Annotated in this window: 22 protein-coding genes; 20 read left to right on the forward strand and 2 right to left on the reverse strand. The window is 35.0% G+C overall.

Going from position 1 to position 25,090, the window contains the following annotated elements; translation table 11 throughout:
- Positions 1-134: 134 nt before the first annotated feature.
- The 20 genes from NMM17_RS06625 to NMM17_RS06720 all read left to right on the forward strand — a co-directional run bounded on the left by NMM17_RS06625 (position 135) and on the right by NMM17_RS06720 (position 22,129).
- Positions 135-1,580 (forward strand): LCP family protein, encoded by a 1,446-nt coding sequence (locus NMM17_RS06625; RefSeq protein ID WP_254754088.1) that lies wholly within the window; start codon positions 135-137, stop codon positions 1,578-1,580.
- Positions 1,581-1,586: 6 nt separating this feature from the next.
- Positions 1,587-2,318: a capsular polysaccharide biosynthesis protein Cps4B gene (gene cps4B, locus NMM17_RS06630; protein WP_254754089.1), complete on the forward strand. Its 732-nt coding sequence runs from the start codon at positions 1,587-1,589 to the stop codon at positions 2,316-2,318.
- Positions 2,319-2,326: 8 nt separating this feature from the next.
- Positions 2,327-3,019, forward strand: coding sequence for a Wzz/FepE/Etk N-terminal domain-containing protein (locus NMM17_RS06635; protein ID WP_254754090.1), 693 nt, complete (start codon positions 2,327-2,329; stop codon positions 3,017-3,019).
- A gap of 10 nt (positions 3,020-3,029) precedes the next feature.
- Entirely contained in the window at positions 3,030-3,761 is a 732-nt protein-coding gene (locus tag NMM17_RS06640; protein WP_254754091.1) for a tyrosine-protein kinase, read from the forward strand.
- A gap of 23 nt (positions 3,762-3,784) precedes the next feature.
- Positions 3,785-5,134, forward strand: a complete 1,350-nt coding sequence (locus NMM17_RS06645; protein ID WP_254754092.1) for a sugar transferase — start codon at positions 3,785-3,787, stop codon at positions 5,132-5,134.
- Positions 5,135-5,168: 34 nt separating this feature from the next.
- Positions 5,169-6,341: a beta 1-4 rhamnosyltransferase Cps2T gene (gene cps2T, locus NMM17_RS06650; RefSeq protein ID WP_001224114.1), complete on the forward strand. Its 1,173-nt coding sequence runs from the start codon at positions 5,169-5,171 to the stop codon at positions 6,339-6,341.
- Positions 6,338-7,621, forward strand: coding sequence for a glycosyltransferase (locus tag NMM17_RS06655; RefSeq protein WP_254754093.1), 1,284 nt, complete (start codon positions 6,338-6,340; stop codon positions 7,619-7,621). The genes cps2T and NMM17_RS06655 overlap by 4 nt, the downstream gene beginning before the upstream one ends.
- The gene (locus NMM17_RS06660) at positions 7,599-8,288 is read left to right on the forward strand and encodes a DapH/DapD/GlmU-related protein (RefSeq protein WP_254754094.1); all 690 of its coding nucleotides are present in this window, start codon (positions 7,599-7,601) and stop codon (positions 8,286-8,288) included. The genes NMM17_RS06655 and NMM17_RS06660 overlap by 23 nt, the downstream gene beginning before the upstream one ends.
- Positions 8,289-8,508: 220 nt before the next feature.
- Positions 8,509-9,477: a DUF6625 family protein gene (locus tag NMM17_RS06665; protein ID WP_000721290.1), complete on the forward strand. Its 969-nt coding sequence runs from the start codon at positions 8,509-8,511 to the stop codon at positions 9,475-9,477.
- Positions 9,474-10,544, forward strand: a complete 1,071-nt coding sequence (locus NMM17_RS06670; protein ID WP_254754095.1) for a glycosyltransferase — start codon at positions 9,474-9,476, stop codon at positions 10,542-10,544. The genes NMM17_RS06665 and NMM17_RS06670 overlap by 4 nt, the downstream gene beginning before the upstream one ends.
- A gap of 32 nt (positions 10,545-10,576) precedes the next feature.
- The gene (locus tag NMM17_RS06675; RefSeq protein WP_254754096.1) at positions 10,577-11,728 is read left to right on the forward strand and encodes an O-antigen ligase family protein; all 1,152 of its coding nucleotides are present in this window, start codon (positions 10,577-10,579) and stop codon (positions 11,726-11,728) included.
- Entirely contained in the window at positions 11,725-13,140 is a 1,416-nt protein-coding gene (locus NMM17_RS06680) for a flippase (RefSeq protein WP_254754097.1), read from the forward strand. The genes NMM17_RS06675 and NMM17_RS06680 overlap by 4 nt, the downstream gene beginning before the upstream one ends.
- 11 nt (positions 13,141-13,151) lie before the next feature.
- The gene (glf, locus tag NMM17_RS06685) at positions 13,152-14,264 is read left to right on the forward strand and encodes a UDP-galactopyranose mutase (protein WP_254754098.1); all 1,113 of its coding nucleotides are present in this window, start codon (positions 13,152-13,154) and stop codon (positions 14,262-14,264) included.
- Positions 14,251-15,243, forward strand: a complete 993-nt coding sequence (locus NMM17_RS06690) for a stealth family protein (protein WP_254754102.1) — start codon at positions 14,251-14,253, stop codon at positions 15,241-15,243. Before glf ends, NMM17_RS06690 begins: the two co-directional genes overlap by 14 nt.
- Before the next feature lie 10 nt (positions 15,244-15,253).
- Positions 15,254-16,309, forward strand: coding sequence for a galactofuranosyltransferase (locus NMM17_RS06695; RefSeq protein ID WP_254754099.1), 1,056 nt, complete (start codon positions 15,254-15,256; stop codon positions 16,307-16,309).
- Positions 16,310-16,395: 86 nt separating this feature from the next.
- Positions 16,396-17,265, forward strand: a complete 870-nt coding sequence (rfbA, locus tag NMM17_RS06700) for a glucose-1-phosphate thymidylyltransferase RfbA (RefSeq protein ID WP_000676117.1) — start codon at positions 16,396-16,398, stop codon at positions 17,263-17,265.
- Positions 17,266-17,859 (forward strand): dTDP-4-dehydrorhamnose 3,5-epimerase family protein, encoded by a 594-nt coding sequence (locus NMM17_RS06705; RefSeq protein WP_000131476.1) that lies wholly within the window; start codon positions 17,266-17,268, stop codon positions 17,857-17,859. It begins immediately after the preceding gene.
- Positions 17,860-17,872: 13 nt separating this feature from the next.
- Positions 17,873-18,922, forward strand: coding sequence for a dTDP-glucose 4,6-dehydratase (rfbB, locus tag NMM17_RS06710; protein ID WP_000141491.1), 1,050 nt, complete (start codon positions 17,873-17,875; stop codon positions 18,920-18,922).
- Between the two features lie 65 nt (positions 18,923-18,987).
- Complete coding sequence (rfbD, locus tag NMM17_RS06715) at positions 18,988-19,851, forward strand: dTDP-4-dehydrorhamnose reductase (RefSeq protein ID WP_025171431.1); 864 nt, start codon at positions 18,988-18,990, stop codon at positions 19,849-19,851.
- Positions 19,852-20,149: 298 nt separating this feature from the next.
- Positions 20,150-22,129 (forward strand): peptide ABC transporter substrate-binding protein, encoded by a 1,980-nt coding sequence (locus NMM17_RS06720; RefSeq protein WP_000857580.1) that lies wholly within the window; start codon positions 20,150-20,152, stop codon positions 22,127-22,129.
- Between the two features lie 141 nt (positions 22,130-22,270).
- On the opposite strand, the gene pbp1a is transcribed toward NMM17_RS06720, so the two are convergent.
- Positions 22,271-24,454, reverse strand: a complete 2,184-nt coding sequence (pbp1a, locus tag NMM17_RS06725) for a penicillin-binding protein PBP1A (protein WP_254754100.1) — start codon at positions 24,452-24,454, stop codon at positions 22,271-22,273.
- Positions 24,451-25,047: a Holliday junction resolvase RecU gene (gene recU, locus NMM17_RS06730; protein WP_000248752.1), complete on the reverse strand. Its 597-nt coding sequence runs from the start codon at positions 25,045-25,047 to the stop codon at positions 24,451-24,453. The genes pbp1a and recU overlap by 4 nt, the downstream gene beginning before the upstream one ends.
- Between the last annotated feature and the right edge of the window lie 43 nt (positions 25,048-25,090).

The raw sequence follows: 25,090 nt of genomic DNA on the forward strand, positions 1-25,090 counted from the left end.
ATGTAATTGTTTGCAAATCAAAAAGAATATTTCGGAAAGAAGATGAGAACGCTTTACCTAAGCGGATTTATCTCACAAGTGTATTTTTTTATGATATAATAAAATGAAATAAAAATTGATAATAGAGGTATATCGTGAGTAGATCTTCGAAGCGAGCTCGTCAGGGTAAAACAAAAATATTGATTAGTTGGGGGTTGCTAGCTATCTATGCAGTACTAGCAGTCTTTTTATTGTTTTTAATTTTCAAGTACAATATGCTAGCCTTCCGATATCTCAATATAGTGGTTGCTGTCTTAATTGTAGCCTTAGCCATCTTGTGCTTCTTTTTAATTCGGTCTAAGAAAGTTCAAAATCTAACGCTGATTTTATTACTACTGGGTGTGTTAATCAATGGAACTTCCCTCTTTGCTGTAAGTCAGTTCATTGGCTTTACCAGTCGCCTGAATGCAACATCGAATTACTCAAATTATTCGATGAGTATTGCAGTGTTAGCAGATAGTCCAATTGATAATATCAGTCAGGTAACCAGTGTAATGGGGCCTACTGGGACGGATAGGGATAATATCCAACAGTTGATGAATGATCTGAAAGCGACTCAAAACAAGGAATTGACAGTCGAAGAAAGCAGTTCCTATCTTGCAGCCTATAAGAGTTTGTTAGCTGGTGATACAAAGGCAATCATTCTAAACAGTGTCTTTGAAAATATTATCGAATCAGAATATCCTGACTATGCTTCAAAAATTAAGAAAATCTATACCAAAGAATTAACCAAGACGGTTGAAACTCCAAAAGATATCAAAGGTAACAGTTTCAACGTTTATATCAGTGGAATTGATACTTACGGTCCAATCAGTTCAGTTTCTCGTTCGGACGTCAATATCATTATGACAGTGAATCGCGAAACTAAAAAGATTCTCTTGACAACGACACCTCGTGATTCCTATGTTCCAATTGCAGATGGTGGCAACAACCAAAAAGATAAGTTGACCCATGCGGGGATTTATGGGGTAGATGCTTCAATTCATACCCTGGAAAATCTCTACGGTATTGACTTGAACTATTATGCTCGTTTGAATTTCACTTCTTTCTTGAAGTTGATAGATCTCCTTGGTGGGGTTGATGTTCATAATGATCAGGATTTTACATCATTGCATGGTAAGTTTCATTTTCCTGTAGGGAATGTTCATCTTGATTCGGAGCAAGCTCTTGGCTTTGTGCGTGAGCGCTATTCTTTGGCAGATGGAGATCGGGATCGTGGCCGTAACCAGCAAAAGGTCATTGTCGCTGTTTTGCAAAAGTTAACTTCGACAGAAGCTTTGAAAAATTATGATAGTATTATAAAAGGGCTACAAGATTCGATTCAAACCAATATGCCACTTGAAACCATGATGAACCTGGTTAATGCCCAACTTGAGAGTGGTGGAACGTATAAAATCAATTCGCAAGATCTTAAAGGAACAGGGCGTATGGATTTACCATCCTATGCCATGCCTGATAGTAACCTCTACATGATGGAGATAAGTGATAGCAGTTTAGAGTCAGTCAAGGCTGCAATAAATGATGTGATGGAAGGAAAATAAGACAAAATGATTGATATTCATTCGCATATTGTATTTGGTGTGGATGATGGTCCAAAATCTAAGCAAGAAAGCAAGGCGCTTCTGACAGAAGCCTATAGGCAAGGGGTAAGGACTATTGTATCGACATCGCATAGACGAAAAGGAATGTTTGAAACTCCTGAGGAGACAATCGAGGAAAATTTCCAAGAAGTTAAGGAACTAGCCAAGGAAGTGGCTCCAGACTTGACCATTCTCTACGGAGCGGAAATTTATTATACCCATGATGTACTTGAGAAGTTAGAGAAGCAAGTAATTCCAAGTCTTAATAGGACACGCTATGCTCTCATTGAGTTTAGTATGACTACCCCTTATCGGGAAATTCATACTGCTTTGAGTAATGTTCTCATGCTTGGTATAACGCCTGTAGTTGCCCACATTGAACGTTATCATGAATTAGAGAATAACGAAAAACGGGTAAAAGAGTTGATTGATATGGGTTGCTACACTCAAATCAATAGTTCAAGTATTTTAAAACCAAAGTTATTTGGAGATAAATATAAATTTATGAAGAAACGAGCTCGCTATTTTCTAGAGCGTGACTTGGTTCATTTTGTTGCTAGTGATATGCACAATTTAGACCAAAGACCGCCTTACATGAAAGAAGCTTATGAGATCGTCTCAAAACAATATGGTGAAAGAAAGGCGAGAGAATTATTTATCGAAAATCCTCGCATCATCTTAGCAGATCAAATTATTTAGGAGTTGACATGAAAGAAAATAAAGAAATCGGAATTGATGTTGTTCAATTATTAAAAATCCTTTGGAAGAAAAAACTCGCTATCGTACTAACTGCGATTGTGACAGCTGTACTTGCATTTGGCTTGAGTAGTTTTGTGTTGAAACCGGAATATGCTAGTACAACACGTATCTATGTTGTTAGTCGCAATCAATCTGAAAATACAGGGTTGACGAATCAGGATTTGCAGGCAGGTACCTATCTTGTAAAAGACTATAAGGAAATTATTCTTTCACAAGATGTACTGGAAAAAGTCATTTCAAATCTTAAATTAGATAAAACAGTCAAAGAATTAACTAAGAAAATTCAGGTGACAGTGCCAGTAGATACTCGTATCGTATCAATCGTGGTAAAAGATGCGCAACCAGAAGAAGCGAGCCGTATCGCAAATGCTCTTCGTGAAGTAGCAGCTGAGAAAATCATTAAGGTAACTCGTGTTTCTGATGTAACAACGCTAGAGGAAGCTAGACCAGCACTAACACCATCCTCACCTAATATTCGTCGAAATACGGTACTTGCTTTTCTAGCAGGTGGAGCAGTGATGGTTGTTTCAGTTGTATTGCTTGAATTATTGGACGATCGTGTCAAACGACCAGAAGATGTCGAAGAAGTCATGCAGGTTGCACTTTTAGGAATTGTTCCAGATTTGGATAAGTTAAAGTAAGGGAGAAAACATGCCAACATTAGAAATCTCAAAAAAGCATTTAGATTTTGCTAAAAAAGCTGAAGAACACTATAATGCTTTGCGTACAAATATTCAATTGAGTGGCGATAATTTGAAAGTTCTTGCCATTTCATCTGTCAAACCTGGTGAAGGGAAATCTACAACATCAACGAATATCGCCTGGGCTTTCGCGCGTGCAGGCTATAAAACACTACTAGTAGATGCAGATATCCGAAATTCAGTTATGTCTGGTGTTTTCAAGTCAAGGGAAAAGATTACTGGGCTGACTGACTTCTTAGCAGGAACTACTGATCTTTCAAATGGTCTCTGCGATACCAATATTGAAAACCTATTTGTTATTCAGGCAGGACCGGTATCACCTAACCCAACAGCCCTCCTGCAGAGTGAAAATTTCCACACCATGATTGATACCCTGCGCAAGTATTTTGACTATGTCATTGTAGATACTGCACCGATTGGGATGGTTATTGACGCTGCTATCATTACACAAAAATGTGACGCTTCTATCTTAGTAACTGCGGCTGGAGAGACAAAACGTCGTGATGTCTTAAAGGCGAAGGAACAGTTAGAACAAACAGGAACTCCTTTTTTAGGTGTAGTTCTAAATAAATTTAACACCGAAGTTGAAAAATATGGAGCTTATGGTGGTTATGGAGCCTATGGAGCCTATGGAGCCTATGGAGCCTATGGTTCCTACGGAAATTATGGGAAAAAGAAGTAGGTAGAGTTACCTAGGAGGTAGTTTTGAGAGAAGTATCAAATATTCGAAAATTAGAGATTCTCATAATACAACTGTTTCCAATTTATCTGATACCTTTTGTATTGAATATCCATGAACATATACTATTTCTAATGGTTGTTCATGTCATTTCTTACTATGTCAGTGATTATAGTAAGAATTTCAAATATCGGAGTATAGCAGAAGAACTGATACAGACAATAAAGTATGAATTGGTCTATCTGTTATTAGCTATTGTTGTTTTTCCATTGTTAGCACCCGACTTACCTTATTTAAGCATTTATAATTTTTTATGGATTATAGGGGTAAATACGCTTTTTATCCTAGTACTTAATTTCTTCACTCGTAAGGTTTGGAAGTTCTTTTCTCGCAAAAAAAAATATACTCAACGTATCTTGCTAGTAACTACGCGTGCACGAGTTGATAGAGTACTAAATCAACTTTCTACTTATGAGTATGGCTATGTTTCAGCTGTTTGTATTGGAGATGATGAGCCTTTTGAAGCTTCTAATTTTACAGTCGTTACCTTGGATAATCTAGTAACCTATGCTACGAGATCAGTAGTAGATCAAGTGGTGATTAATCTTCCAAGTGAGAGCTTTTTGATTGCAGGTTTTATTTCTCAATTTGAAATGATGGGTTTGCCAGTAGCTGTCAATATAGCGGCTTTAGATTTTGTAACCAATAGTGAAAAAGCGATTCAACGTTTTGGGAATTCTAGTGTTGTTAATTTTTCAACAACCTTTTATCGTTCTAGTGATGTTGCTTTAAAACGAATGATAGATATAATCGGATCCTTATTTGGTTTAGTGATTTGTGGTATAGTATCTATTTTTCTTATTCCTCTGATAAAAAGAGACGGAGGTCCTGCTATTTTTGCCCAAGATAGGGTTGGTAGAAATGGACGAGTATTTAAATTTTATAAATTCCGTTCTATGAGAGTAGATGCGGAGGAAATTAAGAAAGACTTGATGAGTCAGAATCAGATGCAGGGTGGAATGTTTAAGATTGAAAACGATCCACGTGTGACAAAGATTGGGCACTTTATTAGAAAGACGAGTCTAGATGAACTTCCACAATTTTGGAATGTTCTAAAAGGTGATATGAGTTTAGTTGGTACTAGACCACCAACCTTAGATGAGTACATGAAGTATACACCCGAACAAAAACGTCGTCTCAGTTTTAAACCGGGGATCACAGGCCTTTGGCAGATTAGTGGTAGAAGCAATATTACAAACTTCGATGATGTAGTAAAATTAGATGTTGCTTATTTAGATGGTTGGACAATTTGGAAAGATATAGAAATTCTAATAAAAACAGTTAAGGTTGTATTGATAAAAGATGGAGCGAAGTAATTTTTGTTTTATTATAAAATAAAGTAGGAGTGATATGAGAAAAGCAGTTTATATCATTGGTTCAAAAGGAATTCCTGCCAAATATGGAGGGTTTGAAACCTTTGTTGAAAAATTAACCGAATACCAAAAAGACAGCAACATACAATATTATGTTGCTTGTATGCGTGAAAATTCAGCCAAGTCTGGTATCATGGAAGATCGGTTTGAGCATAATGGAGCCATTTGTTTCAATGTTGATGTGCCTAATATCGGACCAGCCCGCGCCATCGCTTACGATATTGCAGCAGTCAACAAGGCTATTGAAATGGCTAAGGAAAACAAGGATGAAGCTCCCATTTTTTACATTCTGGCTTGTCGTATTGGTCCTTTTATTTCAAGAATTAAGAGAAAAATTCGAGCTATTGGGGGCACCTTGCTTGTGAATCCAGATGGCCATGAATGGTTGCGAGCAAAGTGGAGCCTGCCAGTTCGTAAGTACTGGAAATTTTCAGAGCAACTCATGGTCAAGCATGCTGATTTACTGGTATGCGATAGTAAAAATATCGAACAATATATTCAAGAGGACTATAAACAGTATCAACCAAAGACCACCTATATTGCCTATGGTACTGATACTGCTCCTTCAAACCTGAGAGCAGAAGACACAAAGGTTCGGAACTGGTATAAGGAAAAAGGAATTAACGAAAATGGTTATTATCTAGTGGTGGGACGATTCGTCCCTGAAAACAACTACGAAACCATGATTCGTGAATTTATCAAGTCCAAGTCCAAGAAGGACTTTGTCCTCATCACAAATGTGGAGCAGAATAAATTTTACGATCAATTGTTACAGGATACTGGTTTTGACAAAGATCCTAGGGTCAAATTTGTCGGTACAGTCTATGACCAAGAGTTGCTCAAGTACATTCGTGAAAATGCTTTTGCCTATTTCCATGGGCATGAGGTCGGGGGGACAAACCCTTCTCTACTAGAAGCTCTAGCATCAACAAAACTGAATTTGTTGCTAGATGTTGGTTTTAACCGTGAGGTTGGTGAAGACGGAGCTATTTATTGGAAAAAAGACGAGTTGGCACGCGTCATTGAGGAAGTGGAAGGATTTGATCATGCAAGGATAGCTGATTTGGATTTCAAGTCAAGCAAAAGGATCCTCTCAGCTTTCACATGGGAAAAGATTGTGTCGGATTATGAGGAAGTATTTATTAAATGAAAATTTTACATTATACTTTAGGTTTTCGGCCATCACGTACAGGTGGACTTGTTAAATATGCAGAAGATTTGATGAATCAGCAGGTTGAATCAGGGTATGAAGTAGTAGCACTGTATCCCGGTAGAATTAAATTTTTTTCGTATGATTTAGTTATAGAATCTACAAAATCAAGAGGTTTTGATTGTTATGAATTAATAAATAGTTTGCCATTAGCAATATTTGGTGGTTTTACAGAGCCGGATTCATTTATGAAAAAATGTGATAAAAGAGTCTATTATAATTTTCTAAAAAAAATTAATCCAGATATAATTCATGTACACTCATTAATGGGAATACATAAAGAATTTTTTGAATCTGCCCATGAATTAGGTATAAAGATATTTTTTACTAGCCATGACTATTATGGATTGGCACCAGTACCCAATTTTTTCTTTAACGGAGTAGATTATAGTGAAAACAATACTAATATATCTTGGAATATAATGTCTTCAAATGCTCTCAGTGTGAAAAAACTTCGTTTTTTTCAAGTTCCCTTTTATCCAACAATTAGGAGAGTATTGAAAGTATTAAGAAAAAATCTGAAATCTAAGAGAAATATAGAAGTTTCTGAGAAAACAGAGCTTGTTGATTATAGAGATATCCGTTCATATTATAATGAAATCTTTAATTTAATTGATGCTTATCTATTTAATAGTAGTGTAGCAAGGGATGTTTATATAAAAAACGGGGTACTTCCTCAAACAGAAGCGATTATTTCTATTTCTAATAGTAACATTCGGAAACGAAATGTACATAGAAAAAAGCGCAATAAAAGTGTAATAGCTTATATTGGTCCAGATGAAGATTATAAAGGTTATTTTGATTTTATTGATTTTGTAAATGATATTGATAAAGAAAATTATGAAGTTAAAACCTATGGCCATTTACCTAATAGAGAGTGTCCTGCCTATATTCAACAAAATGGATATTTCACAAAAAATAATATTGATACGATATACTCTGATATAGATATTCTTATTGTACCTAGTAAATGGAAAGAAACATTTGGTCTGATTACGATAGAAGCGTTATCCTACGGTGTGAAGGTATTTGTTAGCGAGAATGTTGGCTCTAAAGATTTGCTTTCAAAATCATATGTATTTCGAAATAAACAAGATTTATTAAACAAAATACAAAGTACAGATTATGAAGAACAAGTTATAAATACTATGGAAGAACATATGATTGAAGTAAAAAATTTTTATGAAAGAATAATAAATGAATATAAAAAAAATAGTTAAAATGGTCACTGGAAGAGATATTGATATTCACCCAGATGTTCCAATAAATTACGTCATGAAAAAAGGGATTATTTATTGTTTAGGTTTAATAAATGGTGTAATACGTAGTATAGGATTCGGAAAAAGAGGAAGTCGATTTTGTATAGGTAATGGTGTATCCATCTCTGCCAAACATAAATTATATATTGGGAATAATGTAAGAATTGGTCATCATGTAATGATAGATGCACTATCGGAAAATGGTGTACAACTTGCAGATTATGTAAAAATAGGTAATTATTCCCAGATTATAGGAACCGGCTCAATAAAAAATATAGGTAAAGGTCTACGTATCGGCAAAAATTCTTCTTTCTCAGAATTTTGTTTATTTGGGGCTGCTGGAGGAATAACTATTGGAGATGATGTCATTTCAGGACAAAATGTACGCTTCCACTCTGAAAATCATAATTATGATAATGTTGATAAGTTAATAAGAGAACAAGGTGTCAATAGAAAAGGAATTTCTGTTGGTAATAATTGCTGGATTGGGGCGGGTGCAGTATTCTTAGATGGATCTAGTATAGGATCGGGTTGTATTGTGGCTGCTAACTCAGTAGTAACGAAGCATTTTCCAGACAATGTTATTATTGGTGGTGTACCTGCTAAGATTTTAAAAAAAAGGTCTTAGTTGAAACTCTTTAAAAATTAATTATACTAGAGATTTTCTACATACATAAAGGAACTACTAAAACTAGTGCTAAGTTCTAAGTTTTTATGTTAAAAAATTCTCTTAGTAAATAACAAAACAACTTCATTTATTCAAATAAATCTCTGAGATTTATTAATATGATATTTAAAAAATTCTTTCGTAATAATATAAAAATTTAGAGCAAGGATGATTCAAATAAATGAAAAAAATAAAAATCATTATCCCATATTTTGGAGCATTCCCAAAATTTTTCCCTTATTTTTTAATGACAGCTAGAAGAAATAAGAATATTGATTTTGAAATCTTTACTGATCAACCAGTAGAGCAATTCTCTTTGTTAAATGCAAGAAATATACATTTTAATAGAGCGACCTTTTCTGAATTAAAAAAGAAAATTCAATCAAAATTTAACTTTGTGATTTCGCTAGATAATCCTTATAAGCTATGTGATTATAAACCAGCTTATGGATTAATTTTTGAAGATGAGCTAATTGGGTATGATTATTGGGGTTTTTGTGATACGGATATCTTATTAGGAGATATTTATCAATTTTTAGAAGATTATGAGTTTTTCACAAAAGAATATGATAGATATGGACTTTTAGGTCACCTTCAGATATACAAAAATACAAAAGAGGTAAATACTATTTTTAAAACGGGCGTTGGTATGAGTTATCGATTGGACTACCAAAATGTTTATACCAGCAGTAAAAATTTTATTTTTGATGAGCAAGAGGGAGTTCAGAAACTTTTTGAACACTCTCGAATGAATCAATTACAAGTAACTTGCTTTCATGATTTAGATATTTCTTGTTTTTCTTTTAGATGTAATGGTGAGGAAAAGGTACAAAGATATTATTATTGGACAGATTTAAAAGGCCTAGAATCGATAGAGTTAAAAAAAGGAAATATAGAGACAACTCAACCTCTATATGTTCATTTCCAAAAAAGGAATATTAAATGTCCTGAAGTAGTAGAAAACGAACCATTTTATGTTATTCCGAATCGTTTAGTTTATGGTGATAAATTATCAGTTGAAGAAATCAAAAGTATGACTCAAAATAAGATTTACTGGGAACATATAAAGAGGGTTATTCAGAAAAAATTTAAGAAAGAAAAATGGACTTTTGAATTCATACTTCATAAGATAAGGATGAAAAATCGATGAACAATGTAACGTTAAGTATCATAATACCTGTTTATAATGTTGAAGCTTACCTAAGAAGATGTTTGAATTCTATACTTAAACAAAATACTTTAATAGACTATGAAATTATATTGGTTAATGATGGATCGACTGATACGAGTGGAAAAATTTGTGATGATTTCCAATCACACTTCCCTAATATTCAGGTGAAACATATAAAAAATGGTGGCGTTGCAGCAGCCAGGAACCTTGGTATAGCTCTATCAAATGGGAAATTATTATATTTTGTAGATCCAGATGACTATTTGACAGAGTCTTTTTTTATAGAGCTTGCTCCATATATAAATGATAATTGGGATGTTTTATGCTTTGGTTTTAATGAAGTAAAAGAAAAAAATATGGTCGCAATATCTTGTCGCGCACATAGATATAGTAAAATAGGAATATTAACTCATGAAGATTTTATTAATAATTTTGTAGATTTCTTTAGGACAGATATGATGTACAATGTTTGGTCAAGAGTTTATAAAAAAGATTTCATTTTAGAGCACGGTATTGAGTTTCCAAAAAAATCCATTGGGGAAGATACTTTATTTAATTTTCAAGTATATAAGCACTTAGAAACTATCCGATTTATTGAACCTTGTCTATACAATTATATAGCTGGTAGAAGTGGCTCTGCTTTAACAGTATTTAACCCAGTTAGAATTGAAATTCAACTAAATGAGCTTGCGGAGTTGAAACAACTATTGAAAAAATTTCATATAGAAGATTATTCTTTGTTGAAAGAGATAAAAACGAAGATTATTGTAAGTTCTGCCTTTCAAATTGCTAATTTAGAAGATACAAAAAAAAATAGGGTAAGATTATTAAGAAGCATTATTGAAAATGAACAATTTGATGACATTTTTTCAGGAGAAACTTATCAAATCATTGGTTCTTATGGTGTTTTAATAAAGAACAAGAACTTTTCTTTATTGCTTAGGAGGTTGACAATAGAGTTACTTGCCAGAAAAAAATTCAGAACAGTATTGTTTATTGAAAAATTAAAAATGAATCGAGTCTTACGTAAGATTGTTTTTAAATAATTTTTTAAAAAACTAACAGTAAAAAGGATATTATGTTAAAAATTAAATTTGAGAACCTTTTGGTGATTTTTGTATTAACTATAGTTACGGGATATGATACTATTATGACTACAATGTTAAATAGGACACTACCTAATATTCCCGTGATTTTATTAATATGTGTAGTTTTATTATTGATTTTTAGATTTTTATTTATAAAAAAATTTAGTGCATTTTATATTATATCGAGTATTTTATTGATATTGACAAGTATTATAGTATTTTTACGTACGGGTGGTACCAATTTTCTTCTGTATTCATTGTTGATTATACTATTATATCAAGCAGATGTTGATGTAGTTTTGAAAACATATGTGGGTGTATCAGGTATAATTGTCTTGTTAATCTTTCTACTCTCAATTTTAGGAGTAGTACCTAATTTACAATTTGCTCAAATTCGCTCATCTAGTTTAGTAGTTAGAAATTCATTTGGTTTCATCTATCCAACTGATTTTGCTTCTCACTGTTTTTACCTATTTATTGCTTGGGGTTATTTGCTTAGAGAAAAATACATATTTATCAGAACAATTGTAGGACTATCTTTAGCATTCTTTCTACTAAAATTTTGTGATGCACGACTAAATGCATTATCAGTTCTTGCTGCAACTTTGATTTTCATAATCATGTATTATACTAAAGAAAGAGAATTCAAAGTATACAGTATAATGCCATATTTTGCTCTTATTTTTTCTGCTTTCATGTTTTATGTTTCCTACTTTTTCACATGGTCTTCTTCGTTCTATGTGAATTTAAATAATCTGTTTAGTATGAGATTGTTTTTAGGTAAAAATGCACTGGATACATATGGTTTACCTTTATTTGGTAAAGCTGGAGTAAAGTTTATTGGCTATGGTGGGACCACCGAGTCGGTTCACAGTTATAACTATGTTGATTCATCTTATATCCAAATGTTATTTTATTATGGATTAATTCCTGTTGTATTGTTAGTATTGATTTATGTGTTTGCTTCAAAAAAAGTTCATAAGCAAAAAAAATATTTATTTCTAGCCCTATTATCTCTTATTACAATTAACTGTATGATTGAAGCTTTCTGGATAAGACCAGGATACAATATTTTTATGTTTACAATTTTTGCTAATTTGTATGATATCCAAAATAAGGAAAAAAGAGAAGTAAGACTATGAAAATAATAAAAAATTATGCTTATAATCTTTCTTATCAGTTATTACTCATAATACTACCTATCATCACAACTCCATACGTTACGAGGGTATTTTCATCAGAAGCTTTAGGAACCTATAGCTTCTTCAGCTCTATTGTTACCTATTTTCTTTTGCTAGCTAGCTTAGGAGTAGCTAACTATGCTACCAAGGAAATCTCAAGTAATAAGAAAGATATTTGTAGGAATTTTTGGGGCATTTATACTCTACAGCTAGGGGCAGCAATTTTTTCTTTTGTGCTGTATGTTGTACTATGTCTTATTTTACCTACTATGAAAAATCCTGTGGCTTATATTTTAGGTTTTAGTTTGATTTCTAAAGCTTTAGATATTTCTTGGTTATTTCAAGGTTTAGAGAATTTTCGAAAGATTACAGTAAGAAATATTACGGTGAAATTAGCTGGTGTTATTTCTATTTTTCTATTCATAAGATCATCAAACGATTTATCTTTATATGTTTTTTTACTAACCACTTTTGAATTGTTAGGACAATTAAGTATGTGGTTACCAGCAAAAGAATTTATTGGGAAACCACACTTCGATTTGATGTATGCTAAACGGCATTTGAAGCCAGTCATCTTATTATTCTTACCTCAGATTGCTATATCGCTCTATGTGACATTAGATAGCACTATGCTTGGGATTCTTGCTTCAGCAAGAGATGTAGGTATTTATGACCAAGCTTGGAAACTTGTTAATATTTTATTAACACTAGTGACTTCGTTAGGTAGTGTCATGTTACCACGGGTTTCAAATCTTTTATCTTCAGGGGATCATAAAGCAGTTAACAAAATGCATGAGATGTCATTTCTGATTTATAATTTGGTAATTTTCCCTATTATAGCAGGAATGCTAATTGTAAATGATGATTTTGTGAATTTTTTCCTGGGTCAAGATTTTCAAGAGGCACGTCATGCGATCGCAATTATGATTTTTAGAATGTTCTTTATTGGTTGGACCAATATTATGGGGATTCAAATTTTGATTCCTCATAATAAAAATAAAGAATTTATGCTGTCAACAACAATTCCTGCTATTGTGAGTGTGGGATTAAATCTTCTTTTGCTTCCAAAGCTGGGCTATATAGGTGCAGCAATTGTGTCTGTCTTAACAGAGGTACTAGTATGGCTGATACAGTTATTCTATACTCGCTCTTATTTGAGAGAGGTACCTATTCTGGGTTCATTGATTAAAATTATAATTTCATCAGGATTTATGTATGGTATCTTGCTATTTATAAAACAATTCCTAAATGTATCACCGATGATCAATGTGGGATTATATGCTTTTCTGGGAGCAATCATTTATGCAAGTATGATTTTGATTTTTAAAGTAATCAATCTAAATGAGTTAAAACAACAATTATTAAAAAAATAAAGGAGTGTAATATGTACGACTATCTAATCGTCGGTGCTGGTTTGTCTGGAGCAATTTTTGCTTATGAAGCAACCAAGCGTGGAAAAAAAGTAAAAGTTATTGATAAACGTGACCACATTGGAGGAAATATCTACTGTGAGAATGTAGAAGGTGTTAATGTTCATAAATATGGTGCCCATATCTTCCATACTTCTAATAAAAAAGTTTGGGATTATGTGAATCAATTCGCTGAATTCAACAACTACATCAACTCGCCTGTAGCTAATTACAAGGGTAGCCTTTATAATCTACCTTTCAATATGAATACTTTCTATGCTATGTGGGGAACAAAAACTCCTCAAGAAGTCAAAGATAAGATTGCTGAGCAAACGGCTCATATGAAGGACGTTGAACCTAAAAACTTGGAAGAGCAAGCTATTAAATTGATCGGTCTAGATATTTATGAAAAGTTGATCAAAGGCTATACTGAAAAGCAATGGGGACGTTCTGCGACTGACCTTCCACCCTTTATCATTAAACGTCTACCAGTTCGTTTGACTTTTGATAATAACTACTTTAATGACCGTTACCAAGGGATTCCAATTGGAGGGTACAACGTTATTATCGAAAATATGCTGAAGGATGTTGAAGTAGAACTTGGAGTTGACTTTTTTGCCAATCGTCAGGAATTGGAAGCTTCTGCTGAAAAAGTTGTCTTTACAGGGATGATTGACCAATACTTTGATTATAAACACGGTGAGTTAGAATACCGTAGTCTTCGTTTTGAACATGAAGTTCTAGATGATGAAAATTATCAAGGAAATGCAGTTGTTAACTATACGGAACGAGAAATTCCTTATACTCGTATTATTGAGCATAAACACTTTGAGTATGGTACACAAGATAAAACGGTCATTACTCGTGAATACCCAGCTGATTGGAAGCGTGGAGATGAGCCTTATTATCCAATCAATGATGAGAGAAACAATGCTATGTTTGCTAAATATCAAGAAGAAGCAGCACAGAATAATAAGGTTATTTTCTGCGGACGTTTGGCCGATTATAAATACTACGACATGCACGTGGTCATTGAACGTGCCTTGAATGTTGTAGAAGAAGAGTTTAAAAAAGATAATGAAGGATAAAATTGATATTGTTGTTTTATGGGTAGATGGGAAAGATCCTAACTTTATTAAGGAAAAACAAAGAATAAGCAGTCAAAAAGAATTATTAAATGAAGATACTGATGGTGAACAGCGTTATCGAGAATATGGAATTTTTCAATATTGGTTTCGTATGATCGAGAGACATGCACCGTGGGTTAATAATATTTATTTAATCACGAATGGTCAAAAACCTGATTGGCTGAATCTTAATCATCCAAAATTGAGATTGATATCACATAAGGAATTTATTCCAGAATCCTATCTTCCAACTTTTAATTCAGCGGCTATTGAGTTAAATCTTCATAGAATTGAAGGATTGTCTGAAAATTTTATTTATTTTAACGATGACATGTATTTGATAAAAGATGTAAAACCTTCAGATTTCTTCAAAAATAATCAACCGAGGCTTTTAGCAGTTTACGATGCTTTAGTTCCATGGTCCTCGTATACAAACACTTATCATAATAACGTTGAATTGATTTATCGTCATTTCCCCAAAAATCAAGCCTTAAAATCTTCTCCTTGGAAATTTTTTAATTATAGATATGGTACTTTAATATTGAAGAATATCTTATTACTTCCATGGGGCCCTACGGGGTATGTAAATCAACATCTTCCAGTTCCAATGAAAAAGAGTACTTTAGCTCATCTTTGGAAAATCGAGTCGGAGGTATTGGATAGAACGTCACGGAATCAATTCAGAAATTATGGGGTGGATGTGAATCAGTATATTTGTCAGCACTGGCAGATTGAAAGTAATGAGTTTTATCCAATTTCAAAAAATATGGGTGAATCAATTGAGCTAAATCAAATTGATAAGCTGAAGAAAATTTTTGGAAATAAGAAGCGAAAACTACTATGTGTGAATGATAGTATTAATATTGATGAAAGAAATATTATACTTTTCAAAAAATTATTAGAAGAACGCTATCCAGAAAAGTCATCTTTTGAAAAATGAAAGGTAAAATATGAAATACTACTTAAAAGAAGAATTTTTAAACGATGTTAACCAAAAAAATGCTGGCAATAAGGCACGTAATGATGTTGAAACTGTGTTAAATGAGTTGGGATATATCCCTTTAAGAGTATTGGTTGATGATTGGTATAAAATGAATGTACTCAAGGCACAGATACATAAATATCAAGCACTATCAAAAGCATTCAAACTTTTAAAAAGAGGCGATGAGATTGTTATCCAATTTCCATTATTACACCATTCCTTACTATTTAGTAATTTACTAAAATTCCTTAGAAAAAAAGGTATTAAAACCTATTTTCTGATTCATGATTTAGAAACTTTACGTTTTGTAAATGATGAAACATTACCTTTTAGAATGAAATTACGTATGAAAGTTACGGAGGGATCTTCTTTACATTATGTAAATGGTATTATTGCTCATAATAAAGTAATGAAAGGAGTATTAGTCAATAAAGGAGTTATTGGAGAAAAAATTACTAATTTAGAAATCTTTGATTATTTAATTCCAGATTTTATAGAAAAAACTAGTTTAAGAAAAGAACAACCAATAATTGTTGCAGGAAATTTATCACAAGATAAAGCAGCATATCTGTACTCATTACCTATAGAACCACAATTTAATTTATATGGTGTTGGATTTGATGAGTCTAGGAAGTTATCTAATGAAACCTACTTTGGTTCATTTCTTCCAGATGAACTTCCATCAGTATTGGAAGGAAGTTTTGGTTTAGTTTGGGATGGTGACAGTTCTGAGACTTGTAGTGGATTTTTTGGAGAGTATCTACGCTATAACAATTCTCATAAAGCGTCACTTTATTTGACTTCTGGTTTCCCTATCATTGTTTGGAAGGAATCTGCTTTGTCTCATTTTGTCTTAAAGAATAATTGTGGTATTACAGTTGATTCTTTGTTTGATATACAAGAAACAATCAATAGTATTTCGGAAGAAGAATATCAAGAGTTAGTAGAAAATGCACAAAAGGTAGGAAATAATATAAGATCAGGATATTATTTGAAAACAGCTTTAGATAAATTAATTAAATAATTGGTTTAAATTCAATAAGTAATGTGTCATTTGTCTCTGATTACTAATGAAAAAATTCTAATTTAATATAGAAAGGTAGTTCGATTATGAAAGGTATTATTCTTGCAGGAGGTTCAGGAACTCGCTTGTATCCTTTGACTCGAGCTGCATCAAAACAACTGATGCCGGTTTATGATAAACCGATGATTTACTACCCGCTTTCAACATTGATGTTAGCTGGTATCAAAGATATTTTAATTATCTCTACTCCTCATGATTTACCTCGCTTTAAAGAACTGCTTCAAGATGGTTCGGAGTTAGGAATTAATCTCTCTTATGCGGAACAACCTAGTCCCGATGGATTGGCTCAGGCCTTCATTATCGGTGAAAAATTTATTGGAAATGACAGTGTCGCCCTAATTCTAGGAGATAATATATACTATGGTCCTGGTCTATCTAAAATGCTTCAGAAGGCTGCTAATAAGGAGAGAGGTGCAACTGTTTTTGGATATCAAGTTAAGGATCCTGAAAGATTTGGTGTTGTGGAGTTTGATGCGGAGATGAATGCTGTTTCTATTGAGGAAAAGCCAGAACATCCTCGTTCCAATTATGCAGTGACCGGCCTTTATTTCTATGATAATGATGTTGTAGAAATTTCCAAAAATATTAAACCAAGCCCTCGTGGTGAATTGGAAATTACAGACGTAAATAAAGCATATCTAGAACGCGGAGACCTATCTGTTGAGCTGATGGGACGTGGCTTTGCTTGGTTGGATACAGGAACTCATGAAAGTTTACTGGAAGCTTCACAGTATATTGAAACAGTGCAACGTATGCAAAATCTTCAAGTTGCAAATCTAGAAGAAATTGCTTATCGTATGGGGTATATCAGCCGTGAGGATGTATTAAAGTTGGCGCAACCTCTTAAGAAAAATGAATACGGACAATATTTGCTCCGTTTGATAGGAGAAGCATAGATGACAGATAATTTTTTTGGTAAGACGCTTGTAGCTCGTAAGGTTGAAGCTATTCCCGGTATGTTGGAATTTGATATCCCTGTTCATGGCGATAATCGTGGTTGGTTTAAGGAAAATTTTCAGAAGGAAAAAATGCTCCCACTAGGTTTCCCAGAGTCCTTTTTTGCAGAAGGAAAATTGCAAAACAATGTATCCTTCTCACGTAAAAATGTTCTTCGTGGCTTGCATGCAGAACCTTGGGATAAGTACATCTCTGTAGCAGATGGTGGGAAAGTACTGGGTTCTTGGGTTGATCTACGTGAGGGAGAAACATTCGGAAATACCTATCAAACAGTAATTGATGCTAGTAAGGGTATCTTTGTTCCCCGTGGTGTAGCTAATGGATTTCAGGTTCTATCAGATACAGTCTCTTATAGCTATCTGGTCAACGATTATTGGGCATTAGATTTGAAATCTAAATATGCCTTTGTCAATTATGCAGATCCAGAATTAGGAATTGAGTGGGCCAATCTTGCTGAAGCAGAGGTTTCAGAAGCTGATAAAAATCATCCACTACTTAAGGATGTAAAACCTTTGAAAAAAGAAGATTTGTAAAAAAGGAAAGACTATGACTGAATACAAAAAAATTATCGTGACAGGTGGAGCAGGTTTTATCGGTTCTAACTTTGTTCATTATGTTTACAAGAACTTTCCAGATGTTCACGTGACAGTATTAGACAAGTTGACTTATGCTGGAAATCGCGCTAATATTGAAGAAATTTTAGGTGATCGTGTTGAGTTGGTTGTTGGAGATATTGCTGATGCGGAGTTGGTAGACAAGTTGGCTGCTCAAGCAGATGCTATCGTTCATTATGCAGCGGAAAGTCACAATGACAATTCACTGAATGATCCATCACCGTTTATACATACTAACTTCATCGGAACCTATACTCTTTTGGAAACTGCTCGCAAATATGATATTCGCTTCCATCATGTGTCTACAGATGAAGTTTATGGAGACCTCCCTCTACGCGAGGATTTGCCAGGACATGGTGAAGGTCCAGGTGAAAAATTTACTGCTGATACCAAATATAATCCTAGTTCTCCTTACTCATCAACCAAAGCTGCTTCAGACTTGATTGTCAAAGCATGGGTGAGATCATTTGGTGTCAAAGCAACGATTTCCAACTGTTCAAATAACTACGGTCCTTATCAACACATCGAAAAATTTATCCCACGTCAGATTACCAATATTTTAAGTGGAATTAAGCCAAAACTTTACGGTGAAGGTAAGAATGTTCGTGACTGGATTCATACCAATGACCATTCTTCAGGAGTTTGGACAATCTTGACAAAAGGTCAAATCGGTGAAACCTACTTGATTGGAGCTGATGGGGAGAAGAACAATAAGGAAGTTTTGGAACTTATCCTTAAGGAAATGGGACAATCTGCTGACGCTTATGACCACGTGACAGATCGAGCTGGTCACGACCTCCGCTATGCCATCGATGCCAGCAAACTTCGTGATGAACTAGGATGGAAACCAGAGTTTACTAACTTTGAAGCAGGTCTCAAAGAGACCATCAAGTGGTACACAGACAACCAAGACTGGTGGAAAGCAGAGAAAGAGGCTGTTGAAGCCAATTATGCTAAGACTCAGGAGATTATTAAATTATAAAAAGCAGGAAATCGCTGCTTTTTATTGCTATATTGGGAAGAGTTACAAAGTTGAAAGGTACAGAGATGATTTTAATTACAGGATCAAAAGGTCAATTAGGAACTGAACTGCGTTATTTATTGGATGAGCGTAATGAAGAATACGTAGCAGTAGATGTGGCTGAGATGGATATTACAAATGAAGAAATGGTTGAGAAAGTTTTCGAAGAAGTTAAACCGACTTTAGTATACCACTGTGCTGCCTACACCGCTGTTGATGCAGCAGAGGATGAAGGTAAAGAATTAGACTTTGCTATCAATGTTACGGGGACAGAAAATGTCGCAAAAGCATCTGAAAAGCATGGTGCAACCCTAGTTTATATTTCCACCGACTATGTCTTTGACGGTAAGAAACCAGTTGGAGAAGAGTGGGAAGTAGATGACCGACCAGATCCACAGACAGAATATGGACGTACAAAGCGCATGGGAGAAGAGTTAGTTGAGAAGTATGTGTCTAATTTCTATATTATCCGTACTGCCTGGGTATTTGGAAATTACGGTAAAAACTTTGTTTTCACGATGCAAAACCTTGCGAAAACTCATAAGACATTAACGGTTGTAAATGACCAGCATGGTCGCCCAACTTGGACTCGTACATTGGCTGAATTTATGACTTATCTAGCTGAAAATTGCAAGGAATTTGGTTATTATCATTTATCAAATGATGCGACAGAAGATACAACTTGGTATGATTTTGCAGTTGAAATTTTGAAAGATACAGATGTGGAAATTAAGCCAGTAGATTCAAGTCAATTTCCAGCAAAAGCTAAACGTCCGTTAAACTCAACAATGAGCCTGACCAAAGCTAAATCTACTGGATTTGTGATTCCAACTTGGCAAGATGCTTTGAAAGAATTTTATAAACAAGAAGTAAAAAGTGATGCTAACTAATTTGAATCCTGGTCGTTAATGAACTTCCCAGGAAAGTAATAGATATAATGTTTTCATGACAACAGCTTTGCAGTGCGTGAGAAATGAGTTAGATTAAAGAACTAAGACTGTTCCTCAGTTGCTTTTTAGAAATATGATTGATAATTCCTTGACTACCTAATGTAGTTGAGGTATTTTTGATATTATTCATATTTTTGCAAATCTGTTGTTTAAAAAATAATTTTCTAAAATTCAGAAAATTCTATTGACAGAACTTTAAAAAGGGTCTATAATGGATAGAAAAACAAAGGAGAGTACTATGAAAACAAGGAAAGTATTGGCTCTTGCGGGAGTCACTTTATTAGCTGCAGGTGTCTTAGCGGCTTGTTCTGGTGGTTCTGCTACTAAAGGTGAGCAGACCTTTGCATTTACTTACGAGACAGACCCAGATAATCTCAACTATTTGACAACCAGCAAGGCAGCTACTTCAAACATTACTAGTAACGTCATTGATGGATTACTTGAAAATGACCGTTATGGGAATCTTGTTCCCTCTATGGCAGAGGACTGGTCAGTTTCTAAAGATGGTTTGACCTACACTTATAAGATTCGTCAGGATGCCAAGTGGTACACATCTGAAGGTGAAGAATATGCTCCTGTCAAGGCTCAAGACTTTGTAACAGGTCTTAAATATGCAACAGATAAGAAATCACAAGCTCTTTACTTGGTACAAGATTCAATCAAGGGTCTGGATGATTATGCTAAAGGGGAAAATAAAGATTTTTCTCAAGTTGGAATTAAAGCCCTTGACGATCAAACAGTCCAATACACTTTGAACAAACCTGAAAGTTTTTGGAATTCTAAAACAACAATGGGTGTCTTGGCACCAGTTAATGAAGAGTTTTTGAACTCAAAAGGGGATGATTTTGCTAAAGCGACAGATCCAAGCAGTATCTTGTATAATGGTCCTTATTTGTTAAAATCTCTTGTGGCTAAATCTTCCGTTGAATTTGCAAAGAACCCTAACTATTGGGATAAGGATAATGTTCATGTTGATAAGATAAAATTGTCATTCTGGGATGGTCAAGATACCAGCAAACCTGCAGAAAACTTTAAAGATGGTAGTCTTACAGCAGCCAGACTTTATCCTACAAATGCAAGTTTTGCAGAACTTGAAAAAACGATGAAGGACAATATTGTCTATACCCAACAGGACTCTACGACTTATCTAGTTGGTACAAATATTGACCGCCAGTCCTATAAATATACTTCTAAGACTAGTGACGAACAAAAGACTTCTACTAAAAAGGCTCTCTTAAACAAGGATTTCCGCCAAGCTATTGCTTTTGGTTTGGATCGTACTGCCTATGCTTCACAAGTGAACGGTGTCAGTGGAGCAAGCAAAATTTTGCGTAATCTCTTTGTGCCACCAACATTTGTTCAAGCAGATGGGAAAAACTTTGGCGATATGGTCAAAGAAAAATTAGTAACCTATGGGGATGAATGGAAGGATGTTAATCTGGCCGATGCCCAAGATGGTCTCTACAATCCAGAAAAAGCCAAGGCCGAATTTGCGAAGGCTAAGTCAGCTTTACAGGCAGAAGGCGTGACCTTCCCAATTCATTTGGATATGCCAGTTGACCAGACAGCAACTACAAAAGTTCAACGTGTTCAATCTTTCAAACAATCGGTTGAAGAAACCTTGGGTACAGATAATGTCGTAATTGATATTCAACAACTACAAAAAGATGAAGTCTTGAATATTACCTACTTTGCTGAAACAGCAGCTGGGGAAGATTGGGATATTTCAGATAATGTTGGTTGGTCTCCAGACTTTGCGGATCCATCTACTTACCTCGATATTATCAAACCATCAGTTGGTGAAAACACTAAAACCTACTTTGGCTTTGATTCTGGTACAGATAATGCTGCAGCTAAGAAGGTTGGTCTGAACGACTATGAGAAATTGGTAACTGAAGCTGGAAATGAGACAATAGATGTAGCAAAACGTTATGATAAGTATGCTACAGCCCAAGCTTGGTTGACAGATAGTGCCTTGATTATTCCAACAACATCACTCACTGGTCGCCCAATCTTGTCTAAGATGGTACCATTTACGATGCCGTTTGCCTTCTCTGGTAACAAGGGGACAAGCGATCCGCTCCTATACAAATACTTGGAACTTCAAGACAAGGCAGTCACTGTGGATGAATACCAAAAAGCTCAAGATAAATGGATGAAAGAAAAAGAAGAATCCAATAAAAAAGCGCAAGAAGAACTTGCAAAACATGTGAAATAAGATAAAAAGAAGTTAGTTATTCGCTAACTTCTTTTGGTTTATCGAAAACGAATTGAAACCTATCCTCACTTTCAAAGATTATCAAGCTAATTTTTTTGTAGAAAAAATCCTGAGTTTTTATTCTCAGGATTTTCTTTCATCTCACTGTTGTGGTTGTTGAACTTGTGGATTTTGTGGCGTTGGTTGTACTGGTTGTGTCGGTTGACCAGCCTGGCCAGCTTGTCCTTGATTAGGATCAGTTGCTGGAGCATTATTGGGTTGTTGACCAGCCGTCGTACTTGCCTGTGTAGTTGAACTTTCAGCTGTTGTGCTTGGAGTTTCTACCGTTTGTGTTTGTTGTGTTACTGAATTATTCCATGTGTTCTTTGCGTTGTTCTGGAAGACGAATTCTCCATTTCGGAACAGGCCGTCTGGCATCGTCCAATCTCCAGGTTGGTCATCTTCTGATAGATACGAAATCATTGAGCGATAAACCTTAGCAGCAACTAGGAAACCATCTCCAACGATTGGAGTTAAACGATTTGAGTAACCAGTCCATACAGCCATAGAATACTTACGAGTATAACCTACAAACATTTCATCTGGAGCTACGTAGCCAGTGTTCTTGATATACTTTTCAATTTCGTCGTCAGTATAGTTAGAAGTACCTGTCTTACCTGCTTGTGGAAGCCATGGTAGGTAAGCACCACGTCCGGTTCCGTATGCTAAAACAGTTTTCATCATTTCGGTCATCATATAGGCAGTAGTTTCTTTCATAGCTCGTGTACCAGCATCAGAAAATTCTTTTTCACTACCATCACTAAAGACAATCTTATTGATATACATTGGTTTGTGGTAAGTACCACCATTAGCAAAGGCGGCATAAGCAGCAGCCATTTTTTCACTACTTGCACCGTATTGTTTGTTAGATTCTGTTGTATTACTTGAAATGGCGTTAGCATAGTGGATGCTTGGATAATCGATACCTAAGCCATTTAGGAAGGTTTTCGCTCGATCTAAACCAACTTTATTTAAGGTTTCGACTGCTGTAACATTACGTGATTGTTGGAGTGCATACTGAATTGTAATATTCCCAAAGTAGCCATGATCCCAGTTGTAGACAGGAGTATCAGTACCAGGATAGTTATAAGGAACATCATGTACAATAGAGGCAGTAGAGTCATAGACTCCATATTCTAAAGCGGGAGCATAGTCAGTGATTGGTTTCATAGTAGAACCCCAGTCACGGTTGGTTTCAACGGCTTGGTTGATTCCAAAAGATACATTACTTGATTGGTGACGGGCACCTAACTGAGCAATGACTTTACCATTTGTTACATCCACAATAGTGGAAGCTACTTGAAGTTCATCATCTGGATAAGCAACGTACTCATCTGTATTGTAAACATCCCAAAGTCGCTGTTGAACATCTTTGTCGACATTAGTATAGACTTCCATACCTGTGGTAAGAAGGTTGTAGCCCGTTTCTTGTTCGACTTGGTCGATTACTTCTTTGAGGTAGTTGTCCATATAGGCAGGGTAACTATTGGATGACTTCAAGCTTTGAAGTCCATCAGTGATAGGCGTATTAATAGCTTTTTCGTAATCTTCTGCACTGATATATTTCTGTCCCTTCATTTCTGAAAGTACTAAGTTCCGACGCTCTAGAGCAGCTTCTGGGTGGGAATATGGATCATATTGGTTTGGGGCTTGAGGCATTCCGGCTAGGAGTGCTAACTGTGGTAAGCTTAAATCCTTCAAGTCTTTTCCATAGTAATTTTCGGCTGCGGTTTGCATTCCATAGTTACCGTTAGACATGTAGACTTTGTTGATGTAGTAGGTCAGGATTTCTTGCTTGGTTGCTTTTTGTTCTAGTTGAACGGCCAGCCAAGCTTCTTGGGCTTTACGTGACAAGGTTTGGTCAGCAGTTGAAGTAGAGAAATAAGTTAATTTAATTAATTGCTGAGTCAAGGTCGAAGCCCCTTGTAGCCCTCCTTTCCCTTGGAGGTTTCTCAATGCTGCCCCCATGATACGAATGGTATCAACACCTCTATGATCAAAGAAACGGTGGTCTTCGATTGAGACGATAGCTTTAACCAAATCAGTGGGAATTTCATTGGCTTGAGCATTTACGCGACGTTCAGAACCAAGGTCAGCAATCAGTTCGTTCTTATTGTCATAAATCTTGCTAGAAGTTGTCGCGACTAGTTTACTTTCAGATAAGGCTGGAGCCTTGCTAACAAAGTAGAGGAAGACACCACCACCTAATAGAAATAAAGCGATAAATAAGGTAAGGAATGTAATTCCCATATACTTTAAAAATCGCAGAATAATTTGTTTATTCATCTTGTTTTACCACCTAGTAAATGTTCTTTGATAATATCGAGATAGGGAATTTGAGGGAAAGCTCCTTGCTTTACTAAATATCCGTATTCTTGAATATATCCAAGTGGCATTGATTTCTGCCCCTTATCTTGATGATAAAAGCGAATTAAATCAAGTGCCGGCAACAAATAAGTTTCTTGTTGAGAAGAAAAATGAAGCAGTACGAAGCAAATGCCCTGCTGTTCTAGAACTTGTTCCATATGTTGAATCTGGTGAAGATGGAAGTTCTTCATTGGGATAGCATTTTTTTGCCGCGTTTCTTTAGCTTCAAAGTCAATGTAATATCCTCTATACACGCCAGAGTAATCTGTTGTGGAAGCTTGTCTAAAATAGGCTTCTACAATTTTGGCCCGACTACGTTGAGGATAGTCTACTCGAACGATCTGAACAGGCGTTGGCTTTTTATGGATAACTGCCATGCCATGCGTTAGATAGTAGTCGTTGGTAGCGTTAATCATCTTTTCAAAAGTCATTCCTCTATTTGCGAAATTTTTTGGTTGAGAAATGGATGTTTGGCTTTTTTTCGATGAAATTTTATGAGGATAGTTGACCATATTTCTCCTTATTGGTACAATAACATCACTCTATTATACCATA

The organism is Streptococcus sp. CF7_Ac1-12, from assembly GCF_024295905.1.
In the GTDB taxonomy this organism is placed as follows: domain Bacteria; phylum Bacillota; class Bacilli; order Lactobacillales; family Streptococcaceae; genus Streptococcus; species Streptococcus mitis_AP.